At 71.2% G+C, this 16,355-nt stretch carries 16 protein-coding genes; 12 read left to right on the forward strand and 4 right to left on the reverse strand.

What is annotated here, in order from left to right; translation table 11 throughout:
* The first annotated feature begins 14 nt into the window (after nt 1-14).
* The 10 genes from meaB to EFK50_RS14775 all read left to right on the forward strand — a co-directional run bounded on the left by meaB (nt 15) and on the right by EFK50_RS14775 (nt 10,700).
* A complete protein-coding gene (gene meaB, locus EFK50_RS14730; RefSeq protein WP_221177402.1) occupies nt 15-1,016 on the forward strand; it encodes a methylmalonyl Co-A mutase-associated GTPase MeaB in 1,002 nt (333 codons plus the stop codon).
* A 10-nt stretch (nt 1,017-1,026) separates the two neighbouring features.
* Nucleotides 1,027-2,214 carry an amidohydrolase gene (locus EFK50_RS14735; protein ID WP_123228263.1) on the forward strand — a complete coding sequence of 396 codons (1,188 nt, stop codon included), beginning with the start codon at nt 1,027-1,029 and terminating at the stop codon, nt 2,212-2,214.
* A gap of 119 nt (nt 2,215-2,333) precedes the next feature.
* A complete protein-coding gene (locus EFK50_RS14740; RefSeq protein ID WP_221177403.1) occupies nt 2,334-3,398 on the forward strand; it encodes a BMP family lipoprotein in 1,065 nt (354 codons plus the stop codon).
* A 105-nt stretch (nt 3,399-3,503) separates the two neighbouring features.
* Nucleotides 3,504-5,030, forward strand: a complete 1,527-nt coding sequence (locus tag EFK50_RS14745; RefSeq protein WP_246004164.1) for an ABC transporter ATP-binding protein — start codon at nt 3,504-3,506, stop codon at nt 5,028-5,030.
* Nucleotides 5,027-6,112 carry an ABC transporter permease gene (locus EFK50_RS14750; RefSeq protein ID WP_123228265.1) on the forward strand — a complete coding sequence of 362 codons (1,086 nt, stop codon included), beginning with the start codon at nt 5,027-5,029 and terminating at the stop codon, nt 6,110-6,112. Before EFK50_RS14745 ends, EFK50_RS14750 begins: the two co-directional genes overlap by 4 nt.
* A 22-nt stretch (nt 6,113-6,134) precedes the next feature.
* Nucleotides 6,135-7,322, forward strand: coding sequence for an ABC transporter permease (locus EFK50_RS22520; RefSeq protein WP_221177404.1), 1,188 nt, complete (start codon nt 6,135-6,137; stop codon nt 7,320-7,322).
* A complete protein-coding gene (locus EFK50_RS14760; RefSeq protein WP_221177405.1) occupies nt 7,319-7,705 on the forward strand; it encodes a cytidine deaminase in 387 nt (128 codons plus the stop codon). The genes EFK50_RS22520 and EFK50_RS14760 overlap by 4 nt, the downstream gene beginning before the upstream one ends.
* Nucleotides 7,677-8,858, forward strand: coding sequence for a cytochrome P450 (locus tag EFK50_RS14765; protein WP_123228268.1), 1,182 nt, complete (start codon nt 7,677-7,679; stop codon nt 8,856-8,858). Before EFK50_RS14760 ends, EFK50_RS14765 begins: the two co-directional genes overlap by 29 nt.
* Nucleotides 8,855-10,141, forward strand: a complete 1,287-nt coding sequence (locus tag EFK50_RS14770) for a thymidine phosphorylase (RefSeq protein WP_123228269.1) — start codon at nt 8,855-8,857, stop codon at nt 10,139-10,141. The genes EFK50_RS14765 and EFK50_RS14770 overlap by 4 nt, the downstream gene beginning before the upstream one ends.
* A gap of 61 nt (nt 10,142-10,202) precedes the next feature.
* Nucleotides 10,203-10,700 (forward strand): hypothetical protein, encoded by a 498-nt coding sequence (locus tag EFK50_RS14775; RefSeq protein ID WP_123228270.1) that lies wholly within the window; start codon nt 10,203-10,205, stop codon nt 10,698-10,700.
* 27 nt (nt 10,701-10,727) lie between these two features.
* On the opposite strand, the gene EFK50_RS14780 is transcribed toward EFK50_RS14775, so the two are convergent.
* A complete protein-coding gene (locus tag EFK50_RS14780; protein ID WP_123228271.1) occupies nt 10,728-11,180 on the reverse strand; it encodes a MaoC family dehydratase in 453 nt (150 codons plus the stop codon).
* 37 nt (nt 11,181-11,217) lie between these two features.
* Between EFK50_RS14780 and EFK50_RS14785 the strand changes: the two genes are divergently transcribed.
* Nucleotides 11,218-12,285, forward strand: a complete 1,068-nt coding sequence (locus EFK50_RS14785; RefSeq protein WP_123228272.1) for an adenosine deaminase — start codon at nt 11,218-11,220, stop codon at nt 12,283-12,285.
* An 8-nt stretch (nt 12,286-12,293) separates the two neighbouring features.
* On the opposite strand, the gene EFK50_RS14790 is transcribed toward EFK50_RS14785, so the two are convergent.
* Genes EFK50_RS14790 through EFK50_RS14800 form a run of 3 tightly spaced genes read right to left on the reverse strand, consistent with a single transcriptional unit; the run spans nt 12,294 to nt 14,485 of the window.
* A complete protein-coding gene (locus EFK50_RS14790) occupies nt 12,294-13,220 on the reverse strand; it encodes an oxygenase MpaB family protein (protein WP_123228273.1) in 927 nt (308 codons plus the stop codon).
* A gap of 1 nt (nt 13,221) precedes the next feature.
* The gene (locus tag EFK50_RS14795; RefSeq protein ID WP_123228274.1) at nt 13,222-13,812 is read right to left on the reverse strand and encodes a TetR/AcrR family transcriptional regulator; all 591 of its coding nucleotides are present in this window, start codon (nt 13,810-13,812) and stop codon (nt 13,222-13,224) included.
* 52 nt (nt 13,813-13,864) lie between these two features.
* Nucleotides 13,865-14,485 (reverse strand): uridine kinase family protein, encoded by a 621-nt coding sequence (locus EFK50_RS14800; protein ID WP_123228275.1) that lies wholly within the window; start codon nt 14,483-14,485, stop codon nt 13,865-13,867.
* Between the two features lie 34 nt (nt 14,486-14,519).
* Between EFK50_RS14800 and EFK50_RS14805 the strand changes: the two genes are divergently transcribed.
* Nucleotides 14,520-16,082 (forward strand): helix-turn-helix transcriptional regulator, encoded by a 1,563-nt coding sequence (locus EFK50_RS14805; protein WP_123228276.1) that lies wholly within the window; start codon nt 14,520-14,522, stop codon nt 16,080-16,082.
* The last annotated feature ends 273 nt before the right edge of the window (nt 16,083-16,355 follow it).

Raw genomic sequence — 16,355 nt, forward strand, 5'->3', positions numbered from 1 at the left:
CCGGGAGGTCGAGCTTGTCGAAACCACCGATCGACGTCGACGGCCTGGTCGCCGGCATCCGCGCCGGCAACCGGACCGCGGTGAGCCGGGCGATCACGCTCGTGGAGAGCTCGCGGCCCGACCACCGCGACGCCTCCCGGGAGCTGCTGACGGCGCTCTCGGGGGAGTCGGGGACGGGCGCAGTCCGGGTCGGCATCTCCGGCGTACCGGGCGTGGGAAAGTCCACCTTCATCGAGGCCCTCGGCACCCACCTGACCGCGGCCGGCCACCGGGTCGGCGTCCTCGCGGTGGATCCCTCCAGCGTCCGCACCGGCGGGTCCGTCCTCGGTGACAAGACCCGGATGGTGGCCCTCTCCGCGGACCCGCACGCCTACATCCGGCCGTCGCCGTCGGCCGGCACCCTGGGCGGGGTGGCCCGGGCGACCACCCAGGCAATGCTGGTCCTCGAGGGGGCCGGGTACGACGTGGTGCTGGTCGAGACCGTCGGGGTCGGCCAGTCCGAGGTCACCGTCGCCGGGATGGTCGACACGTTCCTGTTCCTCACCCTGGCCCGGACCGGCGACCAGCTGCAGGGCATCAAGAAGGGCATCCTGGAGATCGCCGACGTGATCGCGGTCAACAAGGCCGACGGCGACCGGGAGACCGAGGCCCGGTCCGCGGCCCGCGAGCTGGCCGGGGCGCTCCGGCTGGTCTACTCCGGCGGCGACGCCTGGGTCCCGCCGGTGCTGACCTGCTCGGGGCTGAACGGGGTCGGCGTCGGCGACGTCTGGCAGCGGGTGCTCGACCACCGCGCCCACCTCGGCGACACCGGCCTGGTGGCCAAGCGGGCGTCCCAGCAGCTCGAGTTCACCTGGGCGCTGGTCCGCGACGAGCTCGCCGAGCGGTTGCGGCTCTCGCCCGGGGTCTCGGCGATCCGCGACCAGGTGCGCGACGCGGTCCTGGCCGGCGACCTGACCGCACCGGCCGCCGCCGACCGGCTGCTCGCGGCCTACGACCAGCGCAGCGACCAGGGATAGCCTTCCGGTCATGAGCACCTCGCCGCTGATCGACCGCGTGCTGGCACGCATCGACGCGGCGACCCCGGAGCTGACCGAGCTCCGCCGGGACCTGCACGCCAATCCGGAGCTCTCCTGGCACGAGCAGCGCACCACCCAGCTGCTGGTGAAGCGGTTCGACGAGCTCGGCCTGGAGCCGGTGCTGTTCGGCGAGACCGGCCTGATGGTCGACATCGGTTCGGGACCCGGGCCGGTGGTGGCGCTGCGGGCCGACCTGGACGCGCTCCCGGTCCCGGACCTGACCGACGACCCCTGGCGGAGCACCGTCGAGGGCGTCGCGCACGCCTGCGGCCACGACGTGCACACGGCGGGGCTCCTCGGTGCCGGGATCGCGCTCGCCGAGGTCGCCGGCGAGCTGCCCGGCCGGGTCCGGCTGATCTTCCAGCCGGCCGAGGAGATCATGCCCGGCGGCGCCCTGGCGGCGATCGGCGCGGGCGCTCTCGACGGCGTCGGCCGGATCTTCGGGTTGCACTGCGACCCGGGGGTGGACGTCGGCTCGCTGGGCCTGCGCGAGGGGCCGCTCACCGGGGCTGCCGACTCGCTCGACATCAGGCTCACCGGCAAGGGCGGGCACACCTCCCGCCCGCACCTGACCGAGGACCTGACCTTCGCGCTCGGCAAGGTGATCACCGAGCTGCCGGCCGTGCTCTCCCGCCGGCTGGATCCGCGCGCCGGGGTCAGCGTGGTCTGGGGACTGGTCCGGGCCGGGTCCGCGATGAACGTGATCCCGGCGATCGGCCGGGTCGCCGGAACCGTCCGGATGCTCGACGCGGTGGCCTGGGCGGACGCCGAGACCTTGGTCACCGCGACGATCGAGCAGCTCGTCGGCCCGTACGGCGTCGTCCCCGAGGTGATCTACGTCCGCGGCGTGCCGCCGGTGGTCAACGAGCCGTTCTCGACCGCCCTGCTGGGGCGCGCGATCGAATCGGTGGTCGGCGCCGAGGGGCACTTGTCCACCACCCAGAGCCTGGGCGGGGAGGATTTCGCCTGGTACCTGCAGCAGGTTCCCGGAGCGATGGCCCGGCTGGGCACCCGGACCCCCGGCGGGACGACCTACGACCTCCACCAGGGCGACCTGCGTGTCGACGAACGCGCGGTCCCGATCGCCGCGAAGGTGCTGGCGGCGGCCGCGATCGGGGCGCAGGTCACCGATCTGTAACAAAGCGCGTTGAGTCGGGAAACGTCCTATCGCCCGTCACCGCGCCCACATAGGGTGACGAAATCCGCGCCGTGCCGAGCGGCGCGCCCCAACACCCCTAGGAGGGCATCTTGCGTCGCATGGGCAAGATTGCTGTCATCGCCACGGTCGCGGCTCTGGCGCTGACCGGCTGCGGATCAGATGACAAGAAGGAGAACGGCGGCTCCGATTCCGCCAAGGGCCCGAAGGTGGGCCTCGCGTACGACGTGGGTGGCCGAGGCGACCAGTCCTTCAACGACTCCGCCTACAAGGGCATGGAGAAGGCCGAGAAGGAGCTGGGTGCCACCATCGAGGAGGCCAAGGCCGCCCCGGGTGAGAACGACGACATTCGCGCCGAGCGGCTGCGCACCCTCGCGGATGCGGGCTTCAACCCGATCATCGCGATCGGCTTCATCTACTCGCCGGCCGCCGCCACGGTTGCCGCTGAGTACCCGAACGTGAAGTTCGCGGTCATCGACGGGTACTCCTCGACGATCCCGAAGGCGCCGCTCGACAACTTGTCCGACCTCGGCTTCGCGGAGGAGCAGGGCTCCTACCTGGTCGGTGTCGCGGCTGCGCTGAAGACCAAGGACAAGCACGTCGGTTTCGTCGGCGGTACCCACGGCGACCTGATCAAGAAGTTCGAGGCCGGGTTCACGGCCGGCGTGAAGTCGGTCGACCGCACCATCAAGGTCGACGTCCAGTACCTGACCGAGGACCCGAACGACGGCGCGACCGGCTTCGAGAACCCGAGCGGCGGCAAGGACGCGGCCACGGCCATGTTCGACGCCGGCGCTGACGTCGTCTACCACGCCGCCGGCAAGTCCGGTCTCGGTGTGTTCGACGCCGTCCAGGCCGCGGGCAAGGGCCACTGGGCCATCGGCGTCGACTCCGACCAGTACCTGACGGTCGACGCGGCGCAGCAGCCGTTCATCCTGACCTCGATGCTGAAGCGGGTCGACACCGCGGTGTTCGACTTCGTCAAGGCGGTCAAGGACAACACGGCCAAGCCGGGCTTCACGGTCTACGACCTGGCTGCTGACGGCGTCGGCTACTCCACCTCCGGTGGCTTCGTCGACGACATCGCGGAGCAGCTCAACGCGGCGGCCGAGAAGATCAAGTCCGGTGCGGTCGTCGTACCGACGGATCCGGCCAAGGTGAAGTGACCACCAGGTCGCACTGAATCAGTTTCAACCGGGTGCCCGGGCGACGCGCTAGCGTGTTGCCCGGGCACCCGCCTGGTTCTTCGCCTCGTTCTGTCGGGAGGGAATGTGACATCAGCTGTGGCTGCGGGGGAGACCGCGATCGAGCTCACCGGGATCGGCAAGCGGTTCCCGGGCGTGATCGCCAACCACGACATCGACATCACCATCCAGGCCGGCACGATCCACGCCCTGGTCGGTGAGAACGGCGCCGGCAAGTCGACGCTGATGAAGATCCTGTACGGCGTCCAGAAGCCGGACGACGGCACCATCAAGGTCAACGGTGCCGAGGTGTCGTTCGCGACGCCGTCGGACGCGATCGCGCACGGCCTGGGGATGGTCTTCCAGCACTTCATGCTGGCCGACAACCTCACCGTCCTGGAGAACGTCGTCCTGGGGGCCGAGAGCCTGCACGGCATCGGCGACGACGCCCGCGCCGAGATCACCCGGATCTCCGAGGTCTACGGCTTCGGTCTCGATCCCGACGAGCTGGTCGAGTCGCTCGGCGTCGGCGAGCGGCAGCGGGTCGAGATCCTCAAGGTGCTCTTCCGCGGCGCCCGGATCATCATCCTCGACGAGCCGACGGCCGTCCTCGTCCCGCACGAGGTGGACGCGCTCTTCGAGAACCTGCGCCGGCTGCGCGACCAGGGCCACACCCTGATCTTCATCTCCCACAAGCTCGACGAGGTGCTCGCGATCGCCGACCACATCACCGTGATCCGGCGCGGCACCACGGTGGCCTCGGTGCTGCCGTCCGAGACCACCTCCCGCGGTCTCGCCGAGCTGATGGTGGGCAGCGAGCTGCCGTCCCCGAGCACCGAGGAGTCGACGGTCACCGAGACGGTGCTGCTCGCGGTGCGCGACCTCGAGGTCACCGACGAGGACGGCCGCCAGGAGCTCGCCGAGATCTCCTTCGACATCCACGCCGGCGAGATCGTCGGCATCGCCGGCGTCGAGGGCAACGGCCAGACCGAGCTCGTCGAGGCGATCATCGGGATGCGGCACCTCTCCCGCGGCACCGTGACCATGTCCGGCACCGACATCACGCACTGGACGACGCGGCAGCGCCGCGAGTCCGGCATCGGCTACATCCCCGAGGACCGGCACCGGCACGGACTGCTGCTCGACTCGCCGCTCTGGGAGAACCGGATCCTCGGCCACCAGTCCCGGCCGCCCTCGGTGGTCGGCCCCTGGCTCAACCTGCGCGGCGCCCGCGCCGACGCCGAACGGATCATCGCCGAGTACGACGTCCGCACCCCGGGCGTCGGCACCAACGCCCGCGCGCTGTCGGGCGGCAACCAGCAGAAGTTCATCGTCGGCCGTGAGATGAGCGGCGACCCGAAGATCCTGGTCGCCTCGCACCCGACCCGCGGCGTCGACGTCGGCGCCCAGGCCCAGATCTGGTCGCACATCAAGGCGGCCCGCAAGGACGGCCTGGCCGTGCTGCTGATCTCCGCCGACCTGGACGAGCTGATCGGGCTCTCGGACTCGATCCGGGTCCTGCTCCGCGGCCGACTCGTCGGCAGGTTCGACCCGCAGTCGGTGACGCCGCAGGAGCTCGGCTCGGCCATGACCGGAGCGGGGGACGACCGATGAACGTCCTACGACGGGTCCTGCTGGGCCTCGCGGCCCCGGTGCTCGCGCTGATCGTGGCGGGCCTCTTCACCACGCTGCTGCTGCTCCTCACCGGCGACGACGTCGGCGGCTTCTGGGACACGATGCTCAGCTGGCCGAAGAACCGGAACCTGGTGAACATCCTCAACTCGGCCTCGGTGCTCTACCTCTCCGGGGTGGCGGCAGCGATCGGGTTCCGGATGAACCTGTTCAACATCGGCGTCGAGGGCCAGTACAAGGTCGCCATGTTCGCGGCCGCGGTCTTCGCCGGCCAGGCGTGGCTGCCCGGCAAGCTGAACGTGATCGCGGCGGTCCTGGTCGCGATGATCGCCGGAGCGATCTGGGCCGGCATCGCCGGCATCCTGCGCACCACCCGCGGGGTCAGCGAGGTGATCTCGACGATCATGCTGAACGCCATCGCCGGGCCGCTGGTCGGATACTTCCTGGCCAAGTGGGGCCAGAGCACCGGCAACTCCACCCAGACCAAGCCGATCCCCGAGGAGAGCTGGGTCGGCGGGATCACGATCTTCTCCGACAGCGTCACCAAGCTCTACGGGCTGTCGCTGCTCGCGGTCGTGGTCGGCGTGCTGTTCTGGCTGGTGCTCAACCGGACCCGGTTCGGGTTCGACCTGCGCGCGACCGGCTCCTCGGAGTCGGCCGCCATCGCCAGCGGGGTGAACACCAAGCGGATGATCGTGATCTCGATGCTGCTCTCCGGAGCGGTCGCCGGTCTGGTCGGGCTGCCGGTCCTCTTCGGCAACTCGCACAACTACGGTGCCTCGTTCCAGGCCGGGCTCGGCTTCGCCGGCATCGCGGTGGCGCTGCTCGGCCGCAACAACCCGGTCGGGATCGCCTTCGGCGCCCTGATCTTCGCGTTCCTCACCGAGCAGGGGAACCTGCTCAACATCATGGCCGGGATCTCGCCGGACATCGTCGCGGTCACCCAGGGCGTGATCGTGATCGCGGTGGTGATCGCCTACGAGGTGGTCCGGCGCGCACGGACCCGGATAGAGCAGGCGGCGGTCGCCGATGCGCTCGCGGCGGAGAAGGGAGCAGCGGCATGATCGCGGTGCTCTCCCGCTACAGGTGCTGGCCTTCATCGCCGGCGGTTTCGTGCTGCTCTCGGCCGTCCGGGTGATCAGCGGTGCCGACGAGATCACCTCGTCGGGCACGCTGGCGGTGACGCTGACCGCGACGATGCCGATCGCGCTGGCCGGCCTCGGCGGCCTCTGGGCCGAACGGGCCGGCGTGGTGAACATCGGCCTCGAGGGCATGATGATCATGGGCACCCTGGGCGCCGGCTACGTGACCTACCACCACGGCGTCCTCGCCGGTGTCCTCGGCGCGATCGCCTTCGGGATGATCGGCGGCGCCCTGCACGCGCTGGCCACGGTGATCTTCGGAGTCGACCACATCGTCTCCGGCGTCGCGATCAACATCATCGCGGCCGGGATCGCGGGCTTCCTCGCCGAGGCCTGGTTCACCGACCTGCCCGGCGGCGGACCGACCCAGTCGCCGTCGCTGGCCGACCCGGGGAAGATCAACCTGTCGTTCCTCTCCGAGCCGGCGAGCAACCTCGAGGACAAGCACTGGTTCCTGGTCAGCGACCTGGCCAGCGTGGTGGAGATGTTCACCAAGAACCTCTCGGTGCTCACCCTGCTCGGGCTGGCGCTGATCGTGGGCAGCTTCTTCCTGCTCTGGCGGACCCGGTTCGGCCTGCGGCTCCGCTCCTGCGGCGAGGCTCCCGAGGCGGCCGAGTCGGTCGGCATCAACGTCTACCGCTACAAGTTCACCGCGGTGATGATCTCCGGCGGCCTGGCCGGTCTCGGCGGCGCCTACCTGGCGCTGGTGTCGACCTCGGGGTTCCAGGTCGGTCAGACCCAGGGCCGCGGCTACATCGGCCTGGCCGCGATGATCTTCGGCAACTGGCGCCCGACCGGGATGTTCATGGGTTCGGGGCTCTTCGGCTACACCCAGGCACTGCCGTTCCGGGACGGCACCCACTCGGTGCACGCGCTGCTGCTGGTGGTCGCCGGGCTGCTCGTCGCCGTCGCGGTGATCCAGTGGCTCAAGGGCTCCCGCCGCAACGCGATCATCTCGGTGGTGCTCGGCGCGGTGTTCCTGACCTGGTACCTGACCACGGACATCGTGCCGGCGGACTTCACCAAGATGGCGCCGTACGTGACCACGATGCTGGTGCTGGCCTTCGCGGCGCAACGGCTCCGCATGCCCGCGGCCGACGGCCGGATCTACCGGAAGGGGTCGTCCGGGTGAACTTCGACTGGGACGTCCTGGTGCAGGCCGCCAAGAAGGCGATGGGCAGTGCCTACGCGCCGTACTCGAAGTTCCCGGTGGGTGCGGCGGCCCGGGTCGCCGACGGCCGCTTCGTGACCGGGTGCAACGTCGAGAACGCGGCGTACGGGGTGGCGCTCTGCGCCGAGTGCGGGCTGATCTCCCAGCTCGTGCTGAGCGGCGGCGGTCGGCTGACGCACTTCGTCTGCGTCAACGGCAGCGGCGACGTACTGATGCCCTGCGGACGCTGCCGGCAGCTGCTCTGGGAGCACGGTGGCGCCGAGCTCGAGGTGCTGACCAGCTCCGGCGTACGACGGATGGATGAGGTGCTGCCCGATGCCTTCGGTGCCGACGACCTCGCTTGACCTGAACGACCCCGCGGTCATCGCCGACCCGTACCCGTACTTCGCCGCCGAGCGTGCTGAGCACCCGGTCGCCTGGCACGAGGGGATGGGCCTGTACCTGGTGTTCAGCCACGCGGCCGTCAGCGCGGTCCAGCGGGACCGGCGGCTCGGCCGGCTGTGGACCGACAAGGAGCCGGCGTCCTACCTGGAGCCGTTCAACCTGCTGCACCGCAACCAGATGATGGAGAACGAGCCGCCGACCCACACCCGGTTGCGGCGTCCGGTGGCCTCTGCGTTCGGGCGCGGTCACATCGAGCGGCTGCGGCCGCGGGTGGTCGAGCTGGCCGCCGGGCTGCTGGCCGACGCGGGTGCCCGGGGCGGCGAGTTCGACGTGATCGCGGATTACGCCGAGCCGCTCCCGGTGCTGGTCATCGCCGAGCTCCTCGGGGTGCCGAGCGGGCACGTGAACGAGCTGCGGGAGTGGTCGCAGGCAATCGTCCGGATGTACGAGCCGTCCCCCTCGGCCGCGGTGGTCGACGCCGCGGTCGCCGCCTCCACGGACTTCGCGGGCCTGGTCCGCGACCTGGCCGCGGCTCGCCGGGCGCATCCGGCCGACGACCTGATCACCGACCTGGTCGCCACCGAGCTCTCCGACGACGAGGTCGTTGCCGCGGTGGTGCTGCTGCTCAACGCCGGGCACGAGGCGTCGGTGAACGTCTTCGGCAACGGGCTGGTCGCGATGCTCCGGCGGGGCCTGGTGCCGGCCGCCGACACGGCCCGCACGGTCGAGGAGATGCTCCGTTTCGACTCCGCCCTGCAGCTCTTCGAGCGGACCGCGATCGAGCCGGTCGAGGTCGGGCCCGAGGGCCGGTCGGTCACCGTCGAGCCCGGTCAGAAGGTGGCCGTGCTGCTCGGGGCGGCGAACCGGGACCCGGACGTGTTCGAGGACCCCGACGCCTTCCGGGCCGACCGCGAGCACAACCCGCACGTCGCCTTCGGCGTCGGGGTGCACTTCTGCCTGGGAGCGCCGCTGGCCCGGATGGAGCTCAGCGAGTCCCTGGCCCACCTGTTCGCCGTCTACCCGGGGCTCCGGCTCGCGGGTGAGCCGACCTCGCGCGGCACCTTCGTCCTGCGCGGCTACCACTCAGTCCCGGTGACCGGAGGAAGCTCATGACCCAGCACGACGCCGTCGAGGTGATCACCGCCAAGCGGGACGGCCACGAGCTCACCGACAGCCAGATCGACTGGGTGCTCGACGCCTACACGAACGGCGTCGTCCGCGACGAGCAGATGTCGGCGCTCGCGATGGCGATCCTGCTCAACGGGATGGGTTCCCGGGAGATCTCCCGGTGGACCGCGGCGATGATCGCGTCCGGGGAGCGGATGGACTTCTCGTCGTTGTCGAGGCCGACCTCGGACAAGCACTCGACCGGGGGCGTCGGCGACAAGATCACGCTGCCGCTGGCGCCGCTGGTCGCCGCCTGCGGGGTCGCCGTACCGCAGCTCTCCGGTCGCGGACTCGGCCACACCGGAGGCACCCTGGACAAGCTCGAGGCGATCCCGGGCTGGCGGGCTGCCCTCTCCAACGAGGAGATGATGGCGCAGCTGGAGTCCGTGGGCGCGGTGATCTGCGCCGCCGGGGCCGGGCTCGCTCCGGCGGACAAGAAGCTCTACGCCCTGCGCGACGTCACCGGCACCGTCGAGGCGATCCCGCTGATCGCTTCCTCGATCATGAGCAAGAAGATCGCCGAGGGCACCGGCTCGCTGGTCCTCGACGTGAAGGTCGGCTCCGGCGCCTTCATGAAGGACCTGGGCCGCGCCACCGAGCTGGCCCGGACGATGGTCGGCCTCGGCAAGGACGCGGGCGTGCGCACCGTCGCGCTGCTGACCGACATGTCCACGCCGCTCGGGCTCACTGCCGGCAACGCCCTGGAGGTCCGCGAGTCGGTCGAGGTGCTGGCCGGGGGCGGTCCGGCGGACGTGGTCGAGCTGACCCTGGCGCTGGCGGCCGAGATGCTCGCCGGTGCCGGTCGCGACGACGTCGATCCGGCGGCGGTGCTCGCGTCCGGTGCCGCGATGGACGCCTGGAACGCGATGATCGCGGCCCAGGGCGGCGATCCGGCCGCGGCTCTGCCGACCGCCCGGGAAACCCAGGTCGTGGTCGCGCCGGCCTCCGGCACCCTCACCCGCCTCGACGCGATGGCGGTCGGCCTGGCGGCCTGGCGTCTCGGCGCCGGGCGGGCCGCGCTGGGCGACAGCGTCCAGGCCGGTGCCGGCGTCGAGTGGCACGCCCGCCCGGGCGACGCCGTCGTCCAGGGAGAGCCGCTGCTGACGCTGCACACCGACGAGCCGGAGCGGTTCGACCGGGCGCTGGAGTCGCTGGCCGGCGGGTTCGACATCGAGACCGGTGCGGCGGCGTTCGTCCCCTCCCCGCTGATCCACGCGCGCCTGGACTGAGGCCCGCTGCGGCGGCATCGCCGCTACCCTGACCCGACAACCCCAAGACTGGAGATCTCTCATGCGCAAGATGGCGATCATCGCGGCCGGCCTGCTGCTCGGCGCGAGCCTGCTCAGCGGCTGCGGCGGCGACGACAAGGACGGCAACGCCAGCAGTGGCAAGGGCTACTGCGACCTGTTGAAGGCCTCGAAGGACGCGATCAGCGGCGGCCTCAGCAGCACCGTCCCGGACGCGAAGGCGTTCGAGAAGTTCATCAAGGACGCCAAGACCATCGCCGACAAGGCGCCGTCGGACGTCTCCGACGACTGGGACGTCGTCAACGGGAAGATCAAGGTCCTGACCGACGCGCTCAGCGACGCCGGCCTCAGCATCGCCGACCTGGTCGGTGCCGCGGCCGCCGGGAAGCTCCCCGAGGGCACCACCGCCGCCGAGTTCCAGGCGCTGGTGGAGAAGATCCAGGCGGTCGGCACCGACGACTTCAACGCGGCGACCAAGGCGATCGACGAGAACGCCAAGGCCGACTGCGACCTCGACCTGGGGATGTCCAGCAGCAGCTGAGCGGCGCCCGGAAGGATCGGGGGAGGGTCAGGAGAGCAGCAGGACCACGGTCTCCGCGACGCAGGCAGGCTTCTCCTGGCCCTCGACCTCGATCACGTACTTCTGGATCAGCTGCTTGCCGGCCGGGAGGTCGGTGACCTCGCCGAAGGAGACCCGTGCCCGGACGCGGGCCCCGACCGGGACCGGGTTCGGGAAGCGCACCTTGTTGATCCCGTAGTTGAGCTTCGCGCCGGGCGTCTCCAGGCTGAAGACCTGGGCGCTGAACATCGGCAGCAGCGACAGGGTCAGGTACCCGTGCGCAATGGTCTGGCCGAACGGCCCGTCCTTGGCGCGCTCGACGTCGACGTGGATCCACTGGTGGTCGCCGGTCGCGTCCGCGAAGTCGTTGACCTGCTGCTGGCTGATCTCCAGCCAGTCGCTGGTGCCGATCTCGTGCCCGGCGGCTGCCTGGACCTCGTCAAGTGTCGTGAAGACTCGCATGGGTGACTCTTTCGAATGGGGAGTGCTTGGATGAGGCATGGCAGAACTTACCGGTGACCTGATCGTCCGCCTTCCCAAGGTCCTGCTCCACGACCACCTGGACGGCGGTCTCCGGCCGGCGACGATCGTCGAGCTGGCGGCGGAGATCGGCCACCAGCTGCCGGCACCCGACGCCGACGGCCTCGGCCGCTGGTTCACCGAGTCGGCGGACTCCGGCTCGCTGGAGCGCTACCTGGAGACGTTCCAGCACACCGTCGCGGTGATGCAGTCCGCCGAGAACCTCCGTCGGGTGGCCCGCGAGTGCGTCGAGGACCTGGCCGCCGACGGCGTCGTCTACGCGGAGGTCCGCTACGCACCGGAGCAGCACCTGGACGGCGGGCTCACCCTGGAGCAGGTCGTGGAGGCCGTCCAGGCCGGCTTCGACGAGGGCCAGGCCGCCACCGGCATCGTCGTACGGCAGCTGCTGACCGCGATGCGGCACCAGGCGAACTCCCGGGAGATCGCCGAGCTCGCGGTGACCTACCGGGACCGCGGCGTGGTGGGCTTCGACATCGCCGGTGCCGAGGCCGGCTACCCGCCGACTCGGCACCTGGACGCGTTCGAGTACCTGCAGCGGGAGAACGCGCACTTCACCATCCATGCCGGCGAGGCGTTCGGGTTGCCCTCGATCTGGGAGGCGATCCAGTGGTGCGGCGCGGACCGGCTCGGGCACGGCGTCCGGATCATCGACGACATCACCGTCGGAGCCGACGGTCTGCCCAAGCTGGGCCGGCTGGCGTCGTACGTGCGGGACAAGCGGATCCCGCTGGAGCTCTGCCCGCACTCCAACATCCAGACCGGTGCGGCGGACTCGATCGCCGAGCACCCGATCGGGCTCCTGAAGCAGCTGCGCTTCCGGATCACCGTCAACACCGACAACCGGCTGATGAGCGGGACCTCGATGAGCCGGGAGATGACCGCACTGGTCGACGCCTTCGGCTGGGACCTCGACGACCTGCAGTGGGTCACCGTGAATGCGATGAAGTCGGCGTTCCTGCCGTTCGAGGAGCGGCTGGAGATCATCAACCAGGTGATCAAGCCCGGTTACGCGAAGCTCAGGGGGTAGCGCGCCCGCTACATCGGGCGCAGGTCGATCACCTTCCGGAGGCGGGCGGTGTTCCGGGTGTGGTCGCGCTCGAGGCGGCGCGCCTCGTAGGCGATCGGGAAGTAGCGGAGCCGCTCGGGCAGCAGCGGGACGACGCGGGAGACGACCTTGCCGAGCAGGCGCAGCCGGCGCTCCTGGCCGGCGGTCCAGGTGACGCCGAGCTTCTCGCGGGCGACCGGCGGCACGGTGCCGACGGTGGCGAGGTACTGGACGTAGCCGAGCGGCCCGGTCAGCAGCCGCCAGACCGGCTTGAGCAGGGCGGGGGTGCCCAGCGGCGGCCCGGGGTTCCGGATGCCGGTGAGGAAGTCCTGGGAGACCTGGTTGTTCTCCAGCTGATCGGCGATCTTCTGCTCGAAGAACGGCACGAAGTCGGCGTACGTCGGCGGGATCTCCTTCTCGGCCACCTTGAAGCCGCGCATCAGCTGCTTCATCTCCTCGTACATGCCGTCGACGTCGAGGTCGGTCCCGTCACCGAAGTACCGCGCGCCCTCGGTGTAGGCGTGCACGCCTGTCAGCAGCACCCAGGCCCAGGGGCCGGAGGAGAGCGCCATGTGCCGGACGCCGTTCTCGTCGACCGCGTTCAGGGTGGCGTGCATCTCGCGGAGGCGCTCGACCTCGACGATCGACTCCTCGTCGCCGTACACCCACATCATCACCGAGGCGAGGCTGCGCAGCCCGCGGCCGATCGGGTCGGTCCGGAAGGTCGAGTGCTGGTCCACGACGGCGCCGATCGAGGGCTCCATCGTCTGCAGCAGGAAGGCGCTGCCGGTGGTCAGCGAGAACGTCACCAGGCCGGTGCTCTCCCACAGGATGCCGCCCGGCTCGGCGCACCGTCGCGGGCGCGACGGCTCGGGTCGGTCCGGACCGGCCGTCCGGGTCGGCAGCGTGCTGGTCATGTCAGCTCCTCGGGTCGACGGTGAGTCGGATGAACGGGGCCAGGTGGTCGCGGACGAACACCGCGGTCTGCTCCGGGGTGAGCGGCTCCCGGGCGGGCGTCAGCACGTCGGACTGCGCCAGCCGGGCCAGCCAGTCGGCCACCGGGGCGACGTCGTACGGCGGCAGGTGGCCCTCCTGCTGGAGCCGGGTCAGGAATCCGGCCAGGTAGCCGCGGCCGATCTCGAGGATCGGGTCGGCGTCGACGGTGAGCTTGGGCAGCACCGTCTCCGGCTCGGTGGCGAGCACCCGCCGGAGCAGCTCGTTGGAGCGCAGCTGGTGGGCGACCTCGACGTGCAGCGCGGTGAGCTGCTCGAGCGGGGGAGCGCTGGTGTCGATCACGTCCTCGAGGTGGGCCAGGATGCGCTGGGCCTCGCGGAGGCCGACGCCCATCACGACGTCGGACTTCTGGGCGTAGCGGCGGTAGAGCGTGGCCGGGCTGATCCCCGCCCGGCGCGCGATCTCGCCCATGCTGGTCCGCCGGACGCCGAAGTCGAGGAAGGCCTCCAGGGCGGCGTCGAGGACGTCGGGCGTCGCCGGTGCGGTGATCGTCATCGCGCCTCCATGAGAGAGAATAGTGAAACTCTCTCATTCCCTCACGAGCGGGTCAAGAGCGGCCGGCGCCGCGGAGCTCCCGGTAGGCGGTCTCCGGGTCGACCACGCGGCAGCCCAGCGCCACGGCGTGCTCGACCACCTTCCGCTGGGCCAGCGCCAGGTGCAGGCCGCGGCGGAGGAGGACCAGCGGCGGTTTGCGGTGCTCGCGCAGGTCGCGGCCGAGCCGCCGAACGAACGTCTTGGCGGGGTGCTGGGTGATGCAGAGCGCGTCCGCGAGGATCCCGAGGCGGCGGCACTCGGCAACGATCTCCTGCGCGAAGATCCCCTCGGCGACCAGCAGCGCGGAGCCGCCGAGGTCGAGCAGGTGCGACCCCGTACGGCGACTCGTCGCGATGTCGTACGCCGGCACCCGGGCGGACCCGGTTCGGCACAGCTCGGCGATCGCGGCGACCGCGTCCGCGGCGTTCCAGGACTCCGGTGAGTCCCAGTCGGTGATCGGGTCGCCGCCGGCCACCGCGACCACCGGCAGCGTCGGATCGTCCCCGTCCTTGTAGAAGTCGTCGAGGTTCAGCGCCGGGAGACCGAGCCGGCGGGTCAGCCGGGACTTTCCCGAGCCCGACGGTCCGGCGATGACGATCACCCGGGCCGTGCCCGCGAGGTCCGGAGAAGTCATGGCGGCATTCTCCCGCCAGGACTAGATTCCTCCCATGGCGGGGCTCGCGGACTACGTGGTCGACGCGTTGTCCCACGATCCGGTGGCAGCCCTCGCCGAGGTCGAGCTGCACATCGCCACCAGCGGGCCGAGCCCGGGTGCCTCGGCGGTCCTGGCCTTCATCCAGATCCTGAACTGCCACTTCGACGGGGCGCTGGCGACGCTCCCCGACGCCACCGGAGCCCTCGGGGACGCGACGGCCGGGTTCGTCGCGGCGGTCTGCCTGGCCGAGGTCCCGGCTCCGGGGCAGGGCGACCCCGCCGAGGAGGACCGGCGCGGGGTGCACGCCTTCGTGACGGTGGAGGCGGCGATGTCCTCCGGGCAGATCACCCTGGCCGAGGAGCTCGCACGGTCGTTCGTCCCCGGGTTGACGGCCATCGGCGGCGGCACCTTCTGGGCCTGGAACCAGGTGGCGCTGGCCCGGTCACTGGCGTTCCAGGGCCGGTTCACCGAGGCCCGTGAGGAGATCGACCTGGTCCTGGAGGATCGGCGCTCGGACCAGTGGCCGGCGGTGGACCGGATCGCGCGCGGGGTGCAGGCCTTCGTCGCCGCGCACGCGGGCGACCCGACCCTGAGCGCCGCCTACGCCGCCACCCTCGAGGACGAGCTGCCCGCGCCGCGCACCTACCTGGAGTCGGCGTCCTTCGTACTGGCCGCGTTCGCGGAGCAGGCCGCCGGACGGGCAGCCGGCCTCGACCGGCTGGTGCTGCACGGCGGCGGTGGCCGGTTCCTGCCCCGATTCCAGGTCGTGGACCGGATCTACGCGTACGAGATCCTGGTCGAGTCCGCCCTGGCACGCGCGGACCTCCTCGCCGCCGGCGACTGGCTCGACCTCGCCGAGGCCTACCCGCTCGACGGTCACGACATGGCCGGCGCCGCGGTGGCCCGGTGCCGGGCGCGGATCGCGATCGCCCGCGACGACCCGGAGACCGGCGCCCGCGAGTCCGCGCTCTCCCGCGAGCGGGCCGCCCAGGCCGGCGGCTACCTGGAGGTCCTGCGCGCGCAGCTGCTCCAGGCCGGAGCCTCGCGGGGCGTGGACCCGGCCGAGATCGCCGAGCTCGAGTCGGTGGCCGCGCTCGCTGCCAGCACCGGTGCCCGGACCCTGCGAACCTGGGCCGCGCGCGAGCTGGCGCTGCGCGGCGGACGGCTCCGCAACGTCCCCGGACTCGGCTGGGAAGGGCTGACCGACCGGCAGCGGCTGGTCGCGCTGCTCGCCGCGCAGGGCCTGCGCAACCGGGAGATCGGCGACCGGCTCTTCGTCTCCGAACGCACCGTCGAGGGCCACATTGCCGCCGTCCTGGACGCCCTCGGCGCACCCAGCCGGGTCGGCATCGGCCGCTACCTGCCGCCCGGGACGTCCCGTCCGTCGACGGCGCTCGACGCGCTCACGCCGCGGCAGCACGAGGTGGCTCGGCTGGTCGCCACCGGACGCACCAACGCCGAGATCGCGGCGACGCTCACGATCAGCGAGAAGACGGTCGAGAAGCACGTCGCGGATGTGTTTCTGCGGTTGAAGGTTCAGTCTCGGTCGGCTGTTGCGGCGGCGGTTCGTTCTTAGGGTTTGCCCTTTTTGCCCTTCGGGCCTTGCTCTGCGGGCTTTCGCCTGCGGCGGGGCTTGCGCCCTTCGGGGGTGCGCCTGCGGCGGGGCTTGCGCCCTTCGGGCGGGGTGCGCCTGCGGCGGGCTTGCGCCTGCGGCGGGCTCCGTGGCTGGGTTTGCGGGGCGTGCCGGGGAGAGGTCCTCGCACCAGCGGCTTACCGCGTCGCTGCGACTACTGTGCCGCGCACGAGTCTTGCTTGCAGCGCCGCGCTGCGCTTTATGCTGGCTGCTCCG

Source organism: Nocardioides marmoriginsengisoli (assembly GCF_003725695.1).
GTDB classification, from domain to species: domain Bacteria; phylum Actinomycetota; class Actinomycetes; order Propionibacteriales; family Nocardioidaceae; genus Marmoricola; species Marmoricola marmoriginsengisoli.